19 protein-coding genes are annotated in these 16,045 nt (G+C 48.8%); 18 read left to right on the top strand and 1 reads right to left on the bottom strand.

From position 1 onward, the window contains the following. Positions 1–432: 432 nt before the first annotated feature. From spoIIIAA to B5E64_RS04375, 9 genes are all read left to right on the top strand, one after another. On the top strand, positions 433–1,341 hold the full coding sequence (gene spoIIIAA, locus B5E64_RS04415; protein WP_087167326.1) for a stage III sporulation protein AA: 909 nt from the start codon (positions 433–435) through the stop codon (positions 1,339–1,341). Next, positions 1,332–1,865 carry a stage III sporulation protein AB gene (locus B5E64_RS04410; RefSeq protein ID WP_087167325.1) on the top strand — a complete coding sequence of 178 codons (534 nt, stop codon included), beginning with the start codon at positions 1,332–1,334 and terminating at the stop codon, positions 1,863–1,865. The genes spoIIIAA and B5E64_RS04410 overlap by 10 nt, the downstream gene beginning before the upstream one ends. Before the next feature lie 49 nt (positions 1,866–1,914). Further along, positions 1,915–2,109 carry a stage III sporulation protein AC gene (gene spoIIIAC / locus B5E64_RS04405; protein WP_024732252.1) on the top strand — a complete coding sequence of 65 codons (195 nt, stop codon included), beginning with the start codon at positions 1,915–1,917 and terminating at the stop codon, positions 2,107–2,109. 35 nt (positions 2,110–2,144) lie between these two features. Further along, positions 2,145–2,531 (top strand): SpoIIIAC/SpoIIIAD family protein, encoded by a 387-nt coding sequence (locus B5E64_RS04400; protein WP_087167324.1) that lies wholly within the window; start codon positions 2,145–2,147, stop codon positions 2,529–2,531. Continuing rightward, positions 2,528–3,688 carry a stage III sporulation protein AE gene (locus tag B5E64_RS04395; RefSeq protein WP_087167323.1) on the top strand — a complete coding sequence of 387 codons (1,161 nt, stop codon included), beginning with the start codon at positions 2,528–2,530 and terminating at the stop codon, positions 3,686–3,688. Before B5E64_RS04400 ends, B5E64_RS04395 begins: the two co-directional genes overlap by 4 nt. 8 nt (positions 3,689–3,696) lie before the next feature. Next, positions 3,697–4,035: a stage III sporulation protein AF gene (locus B5E64_RS04390; RefSeq protein WP_162610131.1), complete on the top strand. Its 339-nt coding sequence runs from the start codon at positions 3,697–3,699 to the stop codon at positions 4,033–4,035. After that, the gene (locus B5E64_RS04385; protein WP_242960085.1) at positions 3,971–4,504 is read left to right on the top strand and encodes a stage III sporulation protein AG; all 534 of its coding nucleotides are present in this window, start codon (positions 3,971–3,973) and stop codon (positions 4,502–4,504) included. The genes B5E64_RS04390 and B5E64_RS04385 overlap by 65 nt, the downstream gene beginning before the upstream one ends. Before the next feature lie 14 nt (positions 4,505–4,518). Continuing rightward, a complete protein-coding gene (locus B5E64_RS04380; protein ID WP_207738697.1) occupies positions 4,519–5,241 on the top strand; it encodes a SpoIIIAH-like family protein in 723 nt (240 codons plus the stop codon). A gap of 150 nt (positions 5,242–5,391) precedes the next feature. After that, positions 5,392–6,984, top strand: a complete 1,593-nt coding sequence (locus B5E64_RS04375) for a peptide chain release factor 3 (protein ID WP_087167320.1) — start codon at positions 5,392–5,394, stop codon at positions 6,982–6,984. 119 nt (positions 6,985–7,103) lie between these two features. Here the strand turns inward: B5E64_RS04375 and B5E64_RS04370 are convergent, their stop codons facing one another. Beyond that, positions 7,104–8,486: an Rpn family recombination-promoting nuclease/putative transposase gene (locus B5E64_RS04370; RefSeq protein WP_140398822.1), complete on the bottom strand. Its 1,383-nt coding sequence runs from the start codon at positions 8,484–8,486 to the stop codon at positions 7,104–7,106. Between the two features lie 273 nt (positions 8,487–8,759). Between B5E64_RS04370 and B5E64_RS04365 the strand changes: the two genes are divergently transcribed. The 9 genes from B5E64_RS04365 to argR all read left to right on the top strand — a co-directional run bounded on the left by B5E64_RS04365 (position 8,760) and on the right by argR (position 16,021). After that, positions 8,760–9,140, top strand: a complete 381-nt coding sequence (locus B5E64_RS04365) for an Asp23/Gls24 family envelope stress response protein (protein WP_087167318.1) — start codon at positions 8,760–8,762, stop codon at positions 9,138–9,140. A 184-nt stretch (positions 9,141–9,324) separates the two neighbouring features. Continuing rightward, the gene (gene nusB / locus B5E64_RS04360; protein WP_087167317.1) at positions 9,325–9,732 is read left to right on the top strand and encodes a transcription antitermination factor NusB; all 408 of its coding nucleotides are present in this window, start codon (positions 9,325–9,327) and stop codon (positions 9,730–9,732) included. Between the two features lie 3 nt (positions 9,733–9,735). Further along, positions 9,736–10,962, top strand: a complete 1,227-nt coding sequence (gene xseA, locus B5E64_RS04355; protein WP_087167316.1) for an exodeoxyribonuclease VII large subunit — start codon at positions 9,736–9,738, stop codon at positions 10,960–10,962. Further along, on the top strand, positions 10,940–11,137 hold the full coding sequence (gene xseB / locus B5E64_RS04350) for an exodeoxyribonuclease VII small subunit (protein WP_087167315.1): 198 nt from the start codon (positions 10,940–10,942) through the stop codon (positions 11,135–11,137). The genes xseA and xseB overlap by 23 nt, the downstream gene beginning before the upstream one ends. After that, positions 11,124–12,023: a polyprenyl synthetase family protein gene (locus B5E64_RS04345; RefSeq protein ID WP_087167314.1), complete on the top strand. Its 900-nt coding sequence runs from the start codon at positions 11,124–11,126 to the stop codon at positions 12,021–12,023. Before xseB ends, B5E64_RS04345 begins: the two co-directional genes overlap by 14 nt. Positions 12,024–12,035: 12 nt before the next feature. Then, positions 12,036–13,937, top strand: a complete 1,902-nt coding sequence (gene dxs / locus B5E64_RS04340) for a 1-deoxy-D-xylulose-5-phosphate synthase (protein ID WP_087167313.1) — start codon at positions 12,036–12,038, stop codon at positions 13,935–13,937. 3 nt (positions 13,938–13,940) lie between these two features. Beyond that, a complete protein-coding gene (locus B5E64_RS04335; protein WP_087167312.1) occupies positions 13,941–14,753 on the top strand; it encodes a TlyA family RNA methyltransferase in 813 nt (270 codons plus the stop codon). Between the two features lie 4 nt (positions 14,754–14,757). Beyond that, on the top strand, positions 14,758–15,567 hold the full coding sequence (locus B5E64_RS04330; RefSeq protein WP_087167311.1) for an NAD(+)/NADH kinase: 810 nt from the start codon (positions 14,758–14,760) through the stop codon (positions 15,565–15,567). A gap of 4 nt (positions 15,568–15,571) precedes the next feature. Beyond that, positions 15,572–16,021: an arginine repressor gene (gene argR, locus B5E64_RS04325; protein WP_087167310.1), complete on the top strand. Its 450-nt coding sequence runs from the start codon at positions 15,572–15,574 to the stop codon at positions 16,019–16,021. Positions 16,022–16,045 lie beyond the last annotated feature (24 nt).

Here is a 16,045-nt window from a genome sequence, read left to right as displayed (position 1 = left end):
TGTTCCGACGCATCGGAACACGTCCCCGTTAAACGTCTACATCTCATCTCTTTCAACCTACAAAATATCCCACAACCCCTTGAAAATACTGGAAAAACAGCAAAAGTAAAGAAACAACTATCCAAACAATAAGATCCACCAAACTAACTACGTCGTGTACCTGTGAAAAAAATTAGACAATAATAGATGTATACACAAAACCCGCCTGCCCGATCTAAAAGTTACAAAAGTATGAAATCCAGAAACTACAGAAAATCCGAGACTGCGACAGGGAAATATCTGATGCGCCACATAACAAAAAGATAAAAAGTCGAAAAAGATCGGTAAAAACAACTTAAAGACAACTTCATAATTTTTTCAATGGGGACGTGTTCCGATGCATCAGAACACGTCCCCCTGCATATATTGTGATGTAAAAGGTGGTGGACAATCATGAGTAAGCGGGAGGAGATTTTTCGGATTCTTCCGGAAAGGTTGAAGAGTGTAATAGGAAAGAGAAATCTGGATTTTGATCAGGTTACGGAAATTTGTATCCGGGTCGGGCGGCCGGTTTGTGTTTATGTGGGCGGTCGGGAGGTACGTCTGGATTATTTTCCGGGAAAAGAGGAGTTGAAGGAGATTGTGAATTTTATGAGCAGATATTCGCCGTATGCGTTTGAGGAGGAGATGCGGAAGGGTTTTTTGACGATTGAGGGTGGTCATCGTGTGGGGATGGCGGGAAAGGCGATTACGGAGAGAGACCGGGTAAAGAATCTTAGGTATGTGTCTTCGGTACATATTCGTGCGGCCCATGAGGTGAAAGGGTGTGCGGACCGGGTGTTTCCGTATATTACGAATCAGAAGGAGCTGTACCATACGATGATTATTTCGCCTCCGGGCTGCGGAAAGACGACCTTGCTTCGGGATATCATCCGTCAGGTATCTGACGGCAATACTTATGTGAAGGGCTGTACAGTGGGAATTGTGGACGAGCGTTCGGAGATTGCCGGATGTTATCTTGGGGCGGCGCAGAATGATATCGGCCTTCGCAGTGATGTGCTGGATGCATGCCCGAAGGCGGAGGGGATGCTGATGCTGATTCGTTCGATGACGCCGAAAGTGGTGGCGGCGGATGAGATCGGGACGAAGGAGGATGTGGAAGCGATTGAGTATGCCATGCACTGTGGGTGCAGGATACTTGTGACGGCCCATGGAAATTCGGTACAGGAGCTGAGGAAAAAGCCGGTTCTTGGGAGAATGATTCAGGAGGAGCGGTTTGAGCGGTACATTGTACTGAAGCAGGGGGACAGGCCGGGCATGATCGAAGGGATTTATGACAGGAGGGGACAGCCGTGCTGTTGAAAGTCGCGGGAGCGGTTCTTGTAGTTTCTGCCTGTTCGGCCCTTGGCTTCGGTTACGGGCGGTCGCTGAACCAGCATCTGGAAGAACTGCGTTTCTTGAGAGAATTGTATCAGATGATCCGGGGCGAGATTGAATATACCAGGGAGCCGTTCCCGGAGGTGATGCTGGAGATCTCTTCCAGAATCAAGGAGCCGTATGCATCGTTGTTTGTGCAGGCGCACCGGGTGTTTGAGGAGCAGGGAAGCCTTAAGTTTCCGGAGTGGTTCCGTGAATATGCCTCCCGGACTTTGGAGGCATATCGAAAGGAAAAGCATCTGTCCGCAGAGGAGTGGGAAATATTTCTTTCCCTTGGGAGCCAGACCGGATATCTGGATCTTAAGATGCAGACGGGGATGCTGAAACTCTCGGGAGAGCGATGGGAAAAATGGATCCGGGAGGCGGAAGCGGAGATTGGTCCCAGGCGGAGGATCGGGAACTGTCTTGGAGTGCTTGGCGGGGTTTTTCTTACGATTCTGTTTTTGTAAAAAACGATGGATGAAATGCTGGGAGAAAAAAGAAGGGAAGGAAGTGCGTATGAGTGTCAGTCTGATCTTTAAAATTGCCGCAGTGGGAATTCTGGTCTCGGTTTTAAGCCAGGTGTTAAAGCACAGCGGGCGGGAGGAGCAGGCGTTTTTGACCAGTCTTGCCGGGCTGATTCTGGTCCTGATTTGGATTGTGCCGTATATCTACGATCTGTTTGAAACCATGAGGCGTCTGTTTGCCCTGTAGCTGTAAATAAAATGACGAGGCAAAGGAGGGAGTAGATGTCCATACAAAAAGCAGCGGCCATCGGTGTATGTGCGGCACTGATTGCGTTGCAGTTTAAGGGAGGAAAAACAGAATACGGAATTTATGTCAGTATTGCGGCGGGAATTCTGCTTGGTGCGGGGATTATTGGAAAGCTCGGCACAGTGCTGGATACGGTAAAGGAGATCGGCTCGTTCCTCCAGATTGAAGGCTCTTATCTTGGAGTTCTCCTGAAGATGCTTGGTATTACTTATGTGGCGGAATTTGCCTCCAATATCTGCAAAGATTCCGGCTGCCAGACCATCGCCGCCCAGATTCAGCTCTTCGGGAAGATCACAGTGCTGGCGCTTGGAATGCCGGTTCTCCTGACGCTGCTTCGGACGATTGAGGCGTTTTTATCATGAGAAGAAAGGAAAGCAGAATCGTTCTGGCAGTCATTCTTGGACTTCTCCTGTTTTGGGGCGGCCTGAGTGTGACGGCAGAAGCAGCAAACGGGGAGGAGGAAACACCGGAGGCGGCCCGGGAGATGATGGAGGATCTGGATTTCACGGATGTGGATAAGATGATGCGGGAAATCTTTCCGGATGAGAGAATCCGGTTTGCCGATGTTCTGGAGACGTTTATGGAAGGGGATGTGTCCGGTGCCTTGCAGCTTGCGGGAAAAGGACTTCTTGGCACCTTGTTTTCGGTCCTTTCCGAAAACAGACAGGCGATGCTCCACATCCTGGTGATCGCGCTGATTGCGGCAGTCTTTGCCAACTTCAGCCATGTGTTTGCGGCAGGACAGGCTGCGGATGCGGGATTTTTTATTTTGTATCTGCTTTTGATTACGTTGCTTTTGCAGACCTTTGAGATGATGATGGATGCGGTTACATCCGGGCTGCAGCTTTTGACGGATTTTATGCAGGTGCTCTGTCCGGTCTACCTGATGGCCGCGGCTGTGGTCACGGGGAGCGCGACTTCTGTTGTGTTTTATAATCTGATGCTGTTCCTTATTTTTCTCGTCCAGAATGTGGTCTGCTATCTGATTCTACCGCTGATCCATGTATATCTGATGATCCGTCTGATGGATGAACTCTCCCCGGAACCATTTCTGGGACGGTTTGCGGAACTGGTGGAAACGGTGATCAGCTGGATCTTAAAGACGATGCTGGTAGGAATTGTGGGGATGAATCTGATACAGGGGCTCATCAGTCCGGTACTTGACCAGGTCAGGCGAAGCGGACTGCAAAAAGGGCTGGAATCCATTCCTGGAATTGGAAATACCATTGGAGGAATGACGGAGATTATCATTTCGGCGCTGACGCTGATCCGGAATGGAATCGGAGTGGCCGGCGCGGTTATCTGTGTGGTGATCTGTCTCATTCCGGTTATTCAGATTGCGGTGATGGCGCTTCTATATAAATTGACCGCGGCGCTCCTGGAGCCTGTTTCGGATAAACGGGTGGTCGGATGCATTGCAGGTGCAGGAGACGGAGCGGTGCTTCTGTTAAAAACCGTCTATACCAGTGCAGTGCTGTTTTTGATTACCATCGTGATTGTGGCGGCCGTTCGGTCATAGGAGGAGACATGTTTACATATATATATGACTGGATAAAGAATCTTGTTTTTTATCTGATCTTGATGACAATGCTGATGCAGATCATTCCGGATTCCGATTACAAAAAGTATATCCGCTTTTTTACGGGGCTGGTATTGATTCTGCTTCTGGCAAGGCCGGTGCTTGGGGTATTCCAGCTGGAGGGAGAATTTGAAAACCTGTATCATAGTATGGAATACCGCCAGAACGTAAAGGAAATGGAACGGGCGAGGGAACAATTCGAGTCTGCGGAGGAGGGATATTTTGAATGGCAGCAGGACATGGCTTCAGAATCTTCTGAAGGGCGGGAAAATGCCGATGAAAAATAAGTGGCTGCTTCTGCTGCTTGCCGGGCTTTTGCTTCTGGTGATAGCACTTCCTGTTTCTGAACCTGAAAACAGGAAGACAAAAAAGGCTGAAACCGACACCGTGAATGAAGAGGATTACGCTTCCATGGCTGAGGCTAAGCTGGAAAAGATTCTGGCGCAGATGGAAGGGGCAGGGAAGGTGAAGGTGATGATTACTCTTTCTTCCTCTTCAGAAAAGATAGTGGAAAAAGACAAGGAGACATCCAAAGATGAAACCCAAAGTACAAGCAGCGAGACAACGGTTTATGAAGAAACGACAGACAGGGGACAGACGCCTTATGTGGCAAAAGAACTGACTCCGGCAGTGGAAGGGGTGGTAGTGCTCTGTGAGGGAGGAGATGAACCGGTTGTGGTACAACAGATTACAGAGGCGGTTGAGGCATTATTTCCCGTAGAGTCACATAAGATTAAGGTAGTAAAGATGAAATAGGAAAAGCAGGAGGAATGACGGTGAAACGATTGATTAAGAAAAATCAGGTGATTGTGGCGGCACTGGCATTGATGATCGCGGCGGCAGGGTATCTGAATTATTCAGGAAAACTTTTTGAAAGTACAGATGACAGCGGAGTTTCCCAGCAGGCAAACAGTGAACTGCTTGATATTTCCGAGGAAGATATCGAGACCGGGTCCGGGGATATTGAAAGCCAGGATCAGGACGCGTCCGAGGAAACGGACGGGGATGTGGAAGGCACACCGGGAGAGGCTGTGCTGACAAGCGGAGAGGTGAAAAATACGGTGGCCCAGGCCAAGGTATCCAGAGAACAGGTACGGGCGAAAAACAAGGAGACGTTGCAGGGGATTATCGACAGCGCTTCTGTGACAGAGGAACAGAAAGAAGAGGCGGTAAATCAGATGATCGAGCTGACCAGGGTGGCTGAGCAGGAGTCTGCGGCAGAAACGTTGCTTGCCTCAAAAGGATTTACCGAGACGGTTGTGACGGTCAGTGAAGGGGAAGCGGATGTGGTCGTCGGAAATGTGGAAATGACGGAGGCAAACCGTGCCCAGATCGAGGATATTGTCACAAGAAAAACCGGAGTGGCGCCGGAAAATATCGTCATCACTCCGATGAATAAAAAGGCGGACCAGAATACCGCTGCTGCAGAGGGCACGTCTTCGGATTCGGAAACCAACACGGAAGGCACAGAGAATACGGAAACAGCAGAATAAAAAGCGGACATCACGCGCAAAAGGTCCGAAAAATGCGGTCTGGACGGGAAAACCTGTTGCGAAATTCAGGATGGATGTGCTACAATATTTACCTGTGTGGAATCATATGGAAGATTCCGGGTAGAATAAAAGAAAATACAGGAGAGTATCATGTCAAAGATTACAGATGAAATAAAAAAGCGGAGAACGTTCGCGATTATTTCCCACCCGGATGCCGGGAAGACGACATTGACTGAAAAATTTTTATTATATGGCGGAGCCATCAATCAGGCAGGTTCCGTAAAAGGAAAAGCGACTGCAAAGCATGCGGTGTCAGACTGGATGGAGATCGAAAAGGAGAGAGGAATCTCGGTCACCTCTTCGGTACTGCAGTTTAATTATGGGGGATACTGCATCAATATCCTTGATACTCCGGGACATCAGGATTTCTCGGAGGACACATACCGGACCCTGATGGCGGCGGATTCCGCCGTGATGGTGATCGACGCATCCAAAGGTGTGGAGGCGCAGACAAGAAAGCTGTTCAAAGTCTGTGTCATGCGTCATATCCCGATCTTTACCTTTATTAACAAGATGGACCGAGAAGCGATGGATACCTTCGAGCTTCTGGATGATATCGAAAAGGAGCTTGGCATCGCAACCTGTCCGGTCAACTGGCCGATCGGATCGGGAAAGGCATTCCGCGGGGTATATGACAGAAATGAAGAGGAGATCGAGCTGTTCTTCGATACGAAAAAGGGAACGACTACAGGGGAAGTAAAGAAGATCCGTCTGGATGACCCGGATGTGGACAGTTACATGGATCCGGACCAGAAAGAGCAGCTGTTAGGAGAGATCGAGCTTCTGGACGGAGCAAGTGCAGAGTTTGACCAGGATCTGGTGGATAAAGGAGAGCTTTCTCCGGTCTTCTTCGGATCTGCGCTTACCAACTTCGGAGTAGAGACCTTCCTGCAGCATTTCCTCAAAATGACGACGTCTCCGCTTCCGAGACATTCGGACAAAGGCGACATCGATCCGATGACGGAGAAAGATTTTTCTGCTTTTGTATTTAAAATTCAGGCAAATATGAATAAGGCACACCGGGACCGGATCGCATTTATGCGCATCTGTTCCGGAGAGTTTGACGCAGGGATGGACGCCTTCCATATTCAGGGAGGAAAGAAAGTCCGTCTCTCCCAGCCGCAGCAGATGATGGCAAGTGAGAGAAAAATGATCGAGAAAGCATACGGCGGAGATATCATCGGAATTTTTGATCCGGGCATTTTCTCAATCGGAGATACGATCACCACATCCCCGGAAAAATTTGCCTATGAGGGGATTCCGACCTTTGCGCCGGAGCACTTTGCACGGGTGCGCCAGGTAGATACGATGAAGAGAAAGCAGTTCATCAAAGGGATCAATCAGATTGCCCAGGAGGGTGCGATCCAGATTTTCCAGGAGTTTAACACCGGAATGGAGGAGATTATCGTCGGTGTAGTCGGCGTTCTGCAGTTCGATGTGTTGAAATACCGTCTGAAAAATGAGTACGGTGTGGATATCATTCTGGAAACGCTGCCGTATGAGCATATCCGCTGGATCGAAAATGAGGAAATCGATATGGATCGTCTGACCGGTACATCCGATATGAAGAAGATCAAAGATCTGAAAGAAAGACCACTGCTCTTGTTTGTACACGAATGGAGCATCCGGATGACACTGGAGAGAAATGAAGGACTGAAGCTTTCCGAGTTTGGCCGGTCTTAAACGAAGGGATACAGGTTTGTCAATACCATAGCATTGATGATGAAATTGTTCAGGGGCCGTTGCAGCTTTTTTAAGCTGCAACGGCCCCTCTTTCAATCTCTGACTTTCGATCCTTCTGTTTAAACGAACTGCTTTTGAAAATCGTCTGGGGACATCCCGCATGCAGACGCTGCCTGTTCTAGATTCAGGACCCCTTCCTGATATAATTCCATCACGGCATCCTTCCGTCCCTGCTCATGCGCAGCATCTTTCTGCGCACGAACTGTTTCCAACAGCCTTTGAGCTTCGGAAAGCTTTCCCTGAGTCTTTTCAGACCGTTGTTCCGCCTCAATCGTTTTTTGTTCCGCCTCAATCGTTTTTTGTTCCGCCTCAACCGTTTTTCGTTCAGCCTCGGCAGTTTTTTGTTCAGCCACGGCAGTTTTTTGTTCAGCCACGGCAGCCTTTTGTTCTGCTTCGACTGCTTTCTGTTCTGCCACGGCAGCCTTTTGTTCTGCTTCGACTGCTTTCTGTTCAGCCACGGCAGCCTTTTGTTCTGCTTCAACCACTTTTCGTTCCGCCTCGACTATTTTCCGCGCTGCCTTTTCCAGTTTTTCCTGTGCGTCTGTCAACTGCTGAAAAGTACGTTCGGCCTGTCGCTGCAGGGACAGCTGATCTCGAATTGCACGTTCTCTTGCCTCATATGCACGGCGTTTTTCTTCATCCTGGCTCATTTCCATCAGATCTTCATAGGCTTCTTCAAGATAAGAATTTCCTTTTGACATCTCCTTTAAGTCCTCCTTTTTACCGCCGCGGAAGAATTTCATCCATGCAATGATACCGTCCGGATGATGATACTCCTTGGGAATCTTGGGGAGTTCCAGAACCTGAATTTCCAGCTTGTCACTGTACAGGCTTCCGGTTTCTTCATCGTAAATCCGGGCCTTGCGATAACAGATATCATCATTTTTATAGTAGGTAAAATTCAAAACGCCGACATGCACGCATTTTTGAAGCTGATCATAGTCCTCGCCTTTGTGGAGTTGACTGGAAAACATCTTGCACAGATAAAACAGACTCCGGTCGTCCCAGTAGTGCATGTAGACGACCTGCATCTCGATGTCCAGCTGAGTGCCGTTTTCCAGAAGAACGTGAACATCCAGTACTCCCTTCTTTTCCTCCTCCGACCGTTTGGAAAGTTCATTTTCCAGGATGGTCGTATTCCCGATCTGATCAGGGGAAAGCTTCAGCAATTCGGCGATGAACCCTCTTCTTGTATTCGGATTCCGCATTAGCTCTTTGAAGCACCAGTCGATGTAAGGCTTCATAATAAAATCTTCTTCCGAAGTGGCCGCGGTGGTTTGATTTGTCATGTTGTTTTGCTGCATAAACAGTCTCCTTTCTGCGATGGCAATGCCTCTGACATAAGAAAACTGTTTCCGTTTCTTGTAGTCTACCATACTTTCCGGTATCAGAAAAGAGACACCCCGAAGGAAACGGATTTTCCAGATATATTTTCTAAACACATTTTCCAGACAGGAAGCTGCCAGCCATGTTTCTTTTGTCAAACAGTTGGGTAAATCGGCGAATGCCGTGAACGATGAAAAAGCAGAATGCTTTTTCCGATGGCCAAAGGATAGCACGAAAAACCGGAGCGGACAAGATGGAGAAAGATAAAATTTTTATGAAATGGCAAATCGCCTTGTAAGCATCCGGGGAATTTGGTATAATGAACACAGTAATTGTGTATTCTATACACAGGAAATGTGCATTAAGACCGAGATGAGGAGGTTTCAGATATGGGGAAAGAAGAAAGAAATACCTATACGATCCAGGAAGAGGAGATCGGACAGGTACAGATTGCTGATGAGGTGGTAGCGATTATTGCAGGCCTTGCGGCAATGGAAGTGGACGGCGTATCTTCCATGGCTGGCACATCCACGAGAGATCTCATCAGTAAACTGGGAAAGAAGAATCTCTCAAAGGGAGTCAAGGTAGATGTTCTGGACGGCGTAGTGACAGTATCCTTATCACTGAATTTACGGTTTGGAAAGAATATTATGGAAGTATCTTCCAAGGTACAGGAAAAAGTCAAGACAGCAATTGAAAATATGACAGGACTGACTGTCGCTGATGTCAATATCCGTGTTGTAGGCGTTGATGATGACACAGAAGCATAAAACCCGCACATTGTAAAGAATAAATATACGAGAAAATGCATTTTTATGCACAATAGATTGCCGCATAGCGGAAAGTACGGTATAATGAGGGGTGTCGGGATGATGCCCCTTTTTTATTCCACAGAAAAGTTCTGCCGGTAAAAGGCAGGAAAGCCATGCGGGAAGAGCAGAGAAAGGAAGTAATATGGGAAGATCAGAAATCAGAGAACACATTTTCAGAATTTTATTTGGAAAGGAATTCCACACACCGGAAGAGCTTCCGGAGCAGGCGGACCTCTATATGGACCTTCTGAAGACGGAACGGGAAGTAAGAGAAGAGGATGAGGCGTATATTGAGGAAAAAAGCAGGAAAATTGAAGCACTGATCCCGGAGATTGACGTGCTGATCAATGAACATACGACCGGATGGAAGACCGGAAGAATGAATAAAGTGGACCTGACAATTTTGCGGCTTGCAGTCTACGAGATCAAATGGGACGATGACATCCCGGTCAAGGTGGCGATCAATGAAGCGGTAGAACTTGCGAAGCGGTACAGCAGTGACGAGGGTCCGGCTTTTATCAACGGAGTTCTCGCAAAGCTGGCAGATTAACAGATGATGAAAAATATATATACCGTCAGTCAGGTTAATCAATACATCAAAAATATGTTTACCCAGGACTTTATGCTGAGCCGCATCTATGTCCGGGGCGAAGTGTCAAATTGTAAATACCATCCGAAAGGACACATTTATTTTTCTCTGAAAGATGAGTCAGGATCGATTTCCTGCATTCTGTTTGCGGGAAACCGGAAAGGACTGCCGTTTCGGATGCAGGACGGGCAGCAGGTTGCTGTGTTTGGCTCCATTTCTGTGTATGAGCGGGACGGGACCTATCAGTTGTATGCCAGGGAGATTGTCCTTGACGGTGCAGGGATTCTGGCGCAGAGATTTCAGGAGCTCAAAGAAGAGCTGGAAGAGATGGGCATGTTTGCACCGGAATATAAGCAGCCGATTCCGGCTTTTGCGAAAAAGATTGGCATTGTGACCGCGCCGTCCGGAGCAGCCGTCCGGGATATCATTCACATCGCAAAACGGAGGAATCCATACATAGAACTGATTCTCTCCCCGGCACTTGTTCAGGGAGCGGAGGCAGCGCCAAGTATTGTAAAGGCGCTTGAACGGATTCAGAAAGAGGATGTGGATGTTATTATCGTCGGAAGAGGCGGCGGATCCATGGAGGATCTGTGGGCATTTAACGAGGAAGAAGTGGCAAGAGCCATTTTTGACTGCCCGATTCCGGTGATTTCCGCGGTCGGACATGAGACAGATACGACGATTGCGGACTATGTGGCGGATTTACGCGCGCCTACGCCGTCGGCGGCCGCCGAACTGGCAGTATATGACTGCCGGGCGGTGAAAGACGAAATGGAAACGAGACGCCAGAGCCTGAAGCGGGAAATCAACAGACAGACAGCCATCCGGAAGATGCGTCTTTCCCAGGAATACGAAGTGTTCCGGAGACTGCATCCGGGCACCCGGATTGCGGAAAAAAGGAAGCGTCTTGCGGATCTCGAAATGAGGATCAGGGAAGGAATGGATATAAAAATCCAGAGGCAGCGCCAGCGTCTTGCAGTGCAGATCGAGACTTTTTCCGGTCTGTCTCCAGTGAGCCGGCTCAATCAGGGCTATGCGTTTGTGCAGGATGAAACACGCCATGCGGTAAGGACGACCGGTCAGGTCCGGCAGGGAGACCGGCTGACTTTGTATGTGACAGACGGAACGATTCATACGATCGTGGAAAGGATAAAGAAGAACGACGATGGAGATCAACGAAATCTTTGAAAAACTGGATGAGATCCAGGAGAAGATGCAGTCGGAGGAAATCTCTCTGGAAGATTCCTTCCGGTATTATGCGGAAGCGATGGAGCTTTTAAAACAGTGCGATGAGCAGATCGGCACCGTGGAGAAACAGGTGCAGATGCTGGACGAGAATGGAGAAAAGCATGAGTTTGAATAGTTGGGAAAAAGAAAGAGAAAATAAAGTAAAAGAGCTGGAAGAGATCATCGTCTCCTATCTTCCGAAACAGGAAGGGTTTCAGAAGGTAATCATGGAGGCTATGGAATACAGTCTGATGGCAGGTGGAAAGCGGCTTCGTCCAATGCTGATGATGGAGACCTACCGGATGTTCGGAGGTACTTCCGACATCATCCGGCCGTTTCTTGCGGCACAGGAGATGATTCACACCTACTCTCTGGTGCACGATGATCTCCCGGCGATGGACAATGACGAATATCGAAGAGGGCGGAAGACTACTCACATCGTCTATGGAGAGGATATGGGAATTCTGGCCGGAGATGCCCTGTTAAATTATGCCTTTGAGACGGCTTCAAAAGCTTTTGATATGAAGCCGGAGGCGTCCCGGATGATCGGGAAGGCACTGCAGGTGCTTGCAGGGAAAGCGGGAATCTACGGCATGATCGGAGGCCAGGTTGTGGATGTTGCTTCTACGGGAAGCCGGATCGGGAAAGATAAACTGGACTTTATCTATGAGCTGAAAACAGGCGCCCTGATCGAGAGCTCCATGATGATCGGAGCGATTCTTGCCGGAGCGTCCGAAGCGGAAATCCGGACGATGGAACGCATTGCGTCCAATGTGGGGATTGCGTTTCAGATTCAGGATGATATCCTGGATGTGACAAGCACGACGGATGAGCTTGGGAAACCGGTCCACAGTGACGAAAAGAACGAAAAGACAACCTATGTGACGCTGCGCGGACTTGAGAAAGCAAAAGAAGATGTGGAGCGGATTTCCCAAGAGGCGCTGACGCTTCTTTCAGGACTATCTGTGGAGAATCCATATCTGACATGGCTGATAAAGGAATTGATACATAGAAAGAAATAGTGAGGGATTTCTATGGTACTTGAGAGGATACAAAAAGAAAATGATATTCAGAACATAGCAAAAGACGAACTGCCGGTTCTCGCGCAGGAGATCCGGGAATTTCTTGTGGAGAAAATCAGCCGTACCGGCGGACATCTTGCGTCCAACCTTGGTGTGGTGGAACTGACAATCGCGATGCATCTGTGTTTCCATCTCCCGGAGGATAAGATGATCTGGGATGTGGGACACCAGTCCTACACGCACAAGATTCTGACAGGACGCCGGGAAGGTTTTGACGAGCTGAGAAAATACGGCGGAATGAGCGGATTCCCGAAACGGAATGAAAGTAAGTGTGACGCATTTAATACAGGACACAGTTCCACATCGATTTCCGCAGGACTCGGCTATGTGGAGGCACGGGATATCCGTGGAGAGGACTATTATGTGATCTCCGTCATCGGGGACGGTGCCCTGACAGGCGGAATGGCATTCGAGGCACTGAACAATGCTTCGAATCTGAAGACAAATTTTATCATTGTGCTCAACGATAATCAGATGTCGATCTCTCAGAACGTGGGCGGGATGTCCTGGTATCTGGATGAAATCCGGACGGCGGATGCCTATACGAACCTGAAGAAAAGTCTCGAAAAAGCGATTCGCAAAATTCCGTCAGGCGGCGATCAGATCATGAATCATTTGAGAAAGACAAAGAGCAGTATCAAGCAGCTGTTTGTCCCGGGAATGTTTTTTGAAGATATGGGGATCACCTATCTGGGACCGGTGGACGGGCACAATATCAAAGAACTTGTCCGTGCCTTTCATGAGGCGAAGAAAGTCCAGGGACCGGTGCTGCTACATGTTCTGACGAAAAAGGGAAAAGGATATCTTCCTGCTGAGGAGGAGCCGTCCCGGTTCCACGGTACGGAGCCCTTTGATATCCGCACAGGAAAACCTTTAAAAAAGAAAGAGAAAGACACCTATACTGATGTGTTTGCAAAAGTCATGTATGAGATGGGCGCAAAGGAGCCATCTCTTGTGGCCCTCACGGCTGCAATGGAAGACGGAACCGGCCTTGCCCCGTTCCACCGGAAATACAAGGAACGATTTTTTGACGTGGGAATCGCAGAAGGACATGCAGTGACCTTTGCAGCAGGGCTTGCCGCAGGTGGACTCAAACCGGTGTTTGCGGTGTACTCTTCTTTCCTGCAAAGGGGCTTTGACCAGATCATTCACGATGTGGCCCTTCAGAATCTTCCGGTTGTGTTTGCCGTGGACAGAGGCGGACTGGTCGGAAGTGACGGCGAGACTCATCAGGGGATTTTTGATTTGTCCTATCTGTCCATGATTCCGAACATGACAGTGATGTCCCCGAAGAATAAATGGGAGTTTGCGGATATGATCAGGTTTGCTATCGGATTTACCAAAGGACCGGTTGCCATCCGCTATCCAAGAGGAACGGCATATGACGGATACCGGGAGTTCCGGCCGGCGATAGAATATGGAAAATCAGAAGCAGTCTTTGAGGAGGAGGACATTGCCCTGATCAGTGTCGGTCATATGTTTGAAACGGCTGCAAAAGTCCGGGAAAAGCTAAAAGAGGCGGGTCTCAATGCAAGCCTGATCAATGCCAGATTTGTAAAGCCTCTGGATGAAGAGCGGATTGCAAAGCTGGCGGAAGATCACAGACTTCTGGTAACAATTGAAGAAAATGTAGAAAGCGGCGGTTTTGGAGAACGGGTGCTGGAGTTTGCCAATCGAATGGCTCTGGATGTCCGGATCTTAAACATCACTCTTCCGGATGATTATATTGAACACGGCAGTGTGGATATGCTGAGAAAAGAGGTCATGCTGGACGAAGAATCGATTCTGAAAAAGGTTCTGACCGTCTATGCGGGTATGCAGCATGAGATAGCAATGAAAAAAGGAGACCAGTAAAAAATGAAAGAACGTCTGGACGTATTACTTGTAAAACGAAATCTGGCTGAATCCAGAGAAAAGGCAAAAGCAGTCATCATGTCCGGCAATGTTTTTGTGGACGGACAAAGGGAGGACAAGGCCGGGACAACGTTTCCGGAGGATGTCGCCATTGAGGTGCGGGGCCATGCGCTCCCCTATGTCAGCAGAGGCGGACTGAAACTGGAAAAAGCCATGAAAGAATTTGACGTGGAGCTGCAGGATAAAGTATGCACGGACGTGGGATCCTCCACCGGAGGGTTTACAGACTGTATGCTTCAGAACGGGGCAAAAAAAGTATTTGCCATTGATGTGGGGAGAGGACAGCTTGCCTGGAAACTGAGGCAGGACGAGCGGGTGGTATGCATGGAAAAGACCAATATCCGCTATGTGACGCCGGAGGATCTGGGAGAGCCGATTGACTTTTCTTCCATCGATGTATCCTTTATTTCCCTGACCAAGGTTCTTCTTCCGATTTATCAGTATCTGACGAAGGACGGAGAGATTGTGGCGCTGATCAAGCCGCAGTTTGAGGCCGGCAGGGAAAAAGTCGGCAAGAAAGGGGTCGTGCGGGAAAGAAGCACACATGAAGAAGTGATCCGGATGGTGACGGACTATGCAGCTTCCATCGGATTTACGGTGAAGGATCTGACCTTCTCCCCAATCAAAGGACCGGAGGGAAATATCGAATATCTGGTCCACTTAAAGAAAACAAATGGGGAGGAGGATCGGGATGTGCCGTCAGATGAGGCGATCAAACGTGTCGTGACAGAGGCCTTTGAGACACTGGCAAAATAGAAAGATGAAACAGATTTACATTATCACAAACAGTGGAAAAGACGAACATCATAGAGTGACAAAGCAGGCGGTGTCTTATCTGGAAAGTCATGGTGTGCGCTGCATTCTGAACCGGGAAGAGGCGGAACAGGAAACAATCGACTGCGCCCTTGTCATCGGAGGTGACGGGACATTGATTCTTGCGGCCAGAGAGCTCCTGGGACGGGATGTTCCGATTCTCGGAGTGAATATGGGAACACTTGGATATCTGACAGAAGCGGAGGTGCAGAATCTGATTCCGGCACTGGACCGGCTGCTGGCGGGAGAATATTCTGTGGAAAACAGGATGATGCTTTCGGGAACGCTTAAAGATCTGAGGACAGATACGGCACTCAACGATATAGTTGTAACAAGAAGTGAATCGCTTCATATTGTCAGGCTGAATCTATATGTGAACGGAGAGTATCTGACTTCCTATCAGGCGGATGGCCTGATTATCTCTACGCCGACCGGATCTACTGCCTACAATCTGTCGGCAGGCGGTCCGATTGTGGAGCCGACGGCATCGCTGATTTTGATTACGCCGATCTGTTCACACTCCCTGAATAACAGCAGCATTGTCGTATCGGATGCTGATCTGATTGAAGTGGAGATCGGATCCAGAAGAAACAAAGAAGAGGAAGAAGCGGTCGTGACCTTTGATGGAACCGACATTATGAGGCTGAAAACAGGAGAACGGGTGCGTATCCGAAAAGCCAAAGAAGTGACGAAACTGATCCGGCTAAGCAGGATCAGTTTCCTGGAGACACTGCGGGAAAAAATGAAAGGAAATTAGCCGAATGAAAGTAAACAGACATGCAAAGATTGTGGAATTGATCCGGAAATATGATATCGAGACACAGGAAGAGCTGGCAGAGCGCTTAAATGAGGCGGGATTCAAGGTGACACAGGCAACCGTCTCCAGAGATATCAGGGATCTGAAACTGACGAAAGTGCCGTCAGAGAACGGGAGACAGAAATATGCCCTTCTCAGGCATGATGGAAAAGAAATGAGCGAGAAGTACATCCGTATTTTACGGGATGGCTTTGCGTCAATGGATATGGCAGAAAATATTCTGGTTATCAAAACCGTGCCGGGAATGGCCATGGCTGTTGCGGCAGCCATTGACGCCATGCAGTGGCATGAGATTGCCGGATGTATTGCAGGGGATGACACGATCATGTGTGCCATCCGAAGCAGGGAAGAAACAGTGGAAGTGATGGACCGGCTCAGAGGAATGGTCATGTAACTGCAGCCGGACGGATGTGCATAG

It is taken from the genome of Drancourtella sp. An12, from assembly GCF_002160935.1.
Taxonomy (GTDB): Bacteria; Bacillota; Clostridia; order Lachnospirales; family Lachnospiraceae; genus Sellimonas; species Sellimonas catena.
The sequence above is the reverse complement of the archived record's forward strand: the minus strand, read 5'-3'. Positions and strand labels throughout refer to the sequence as shown.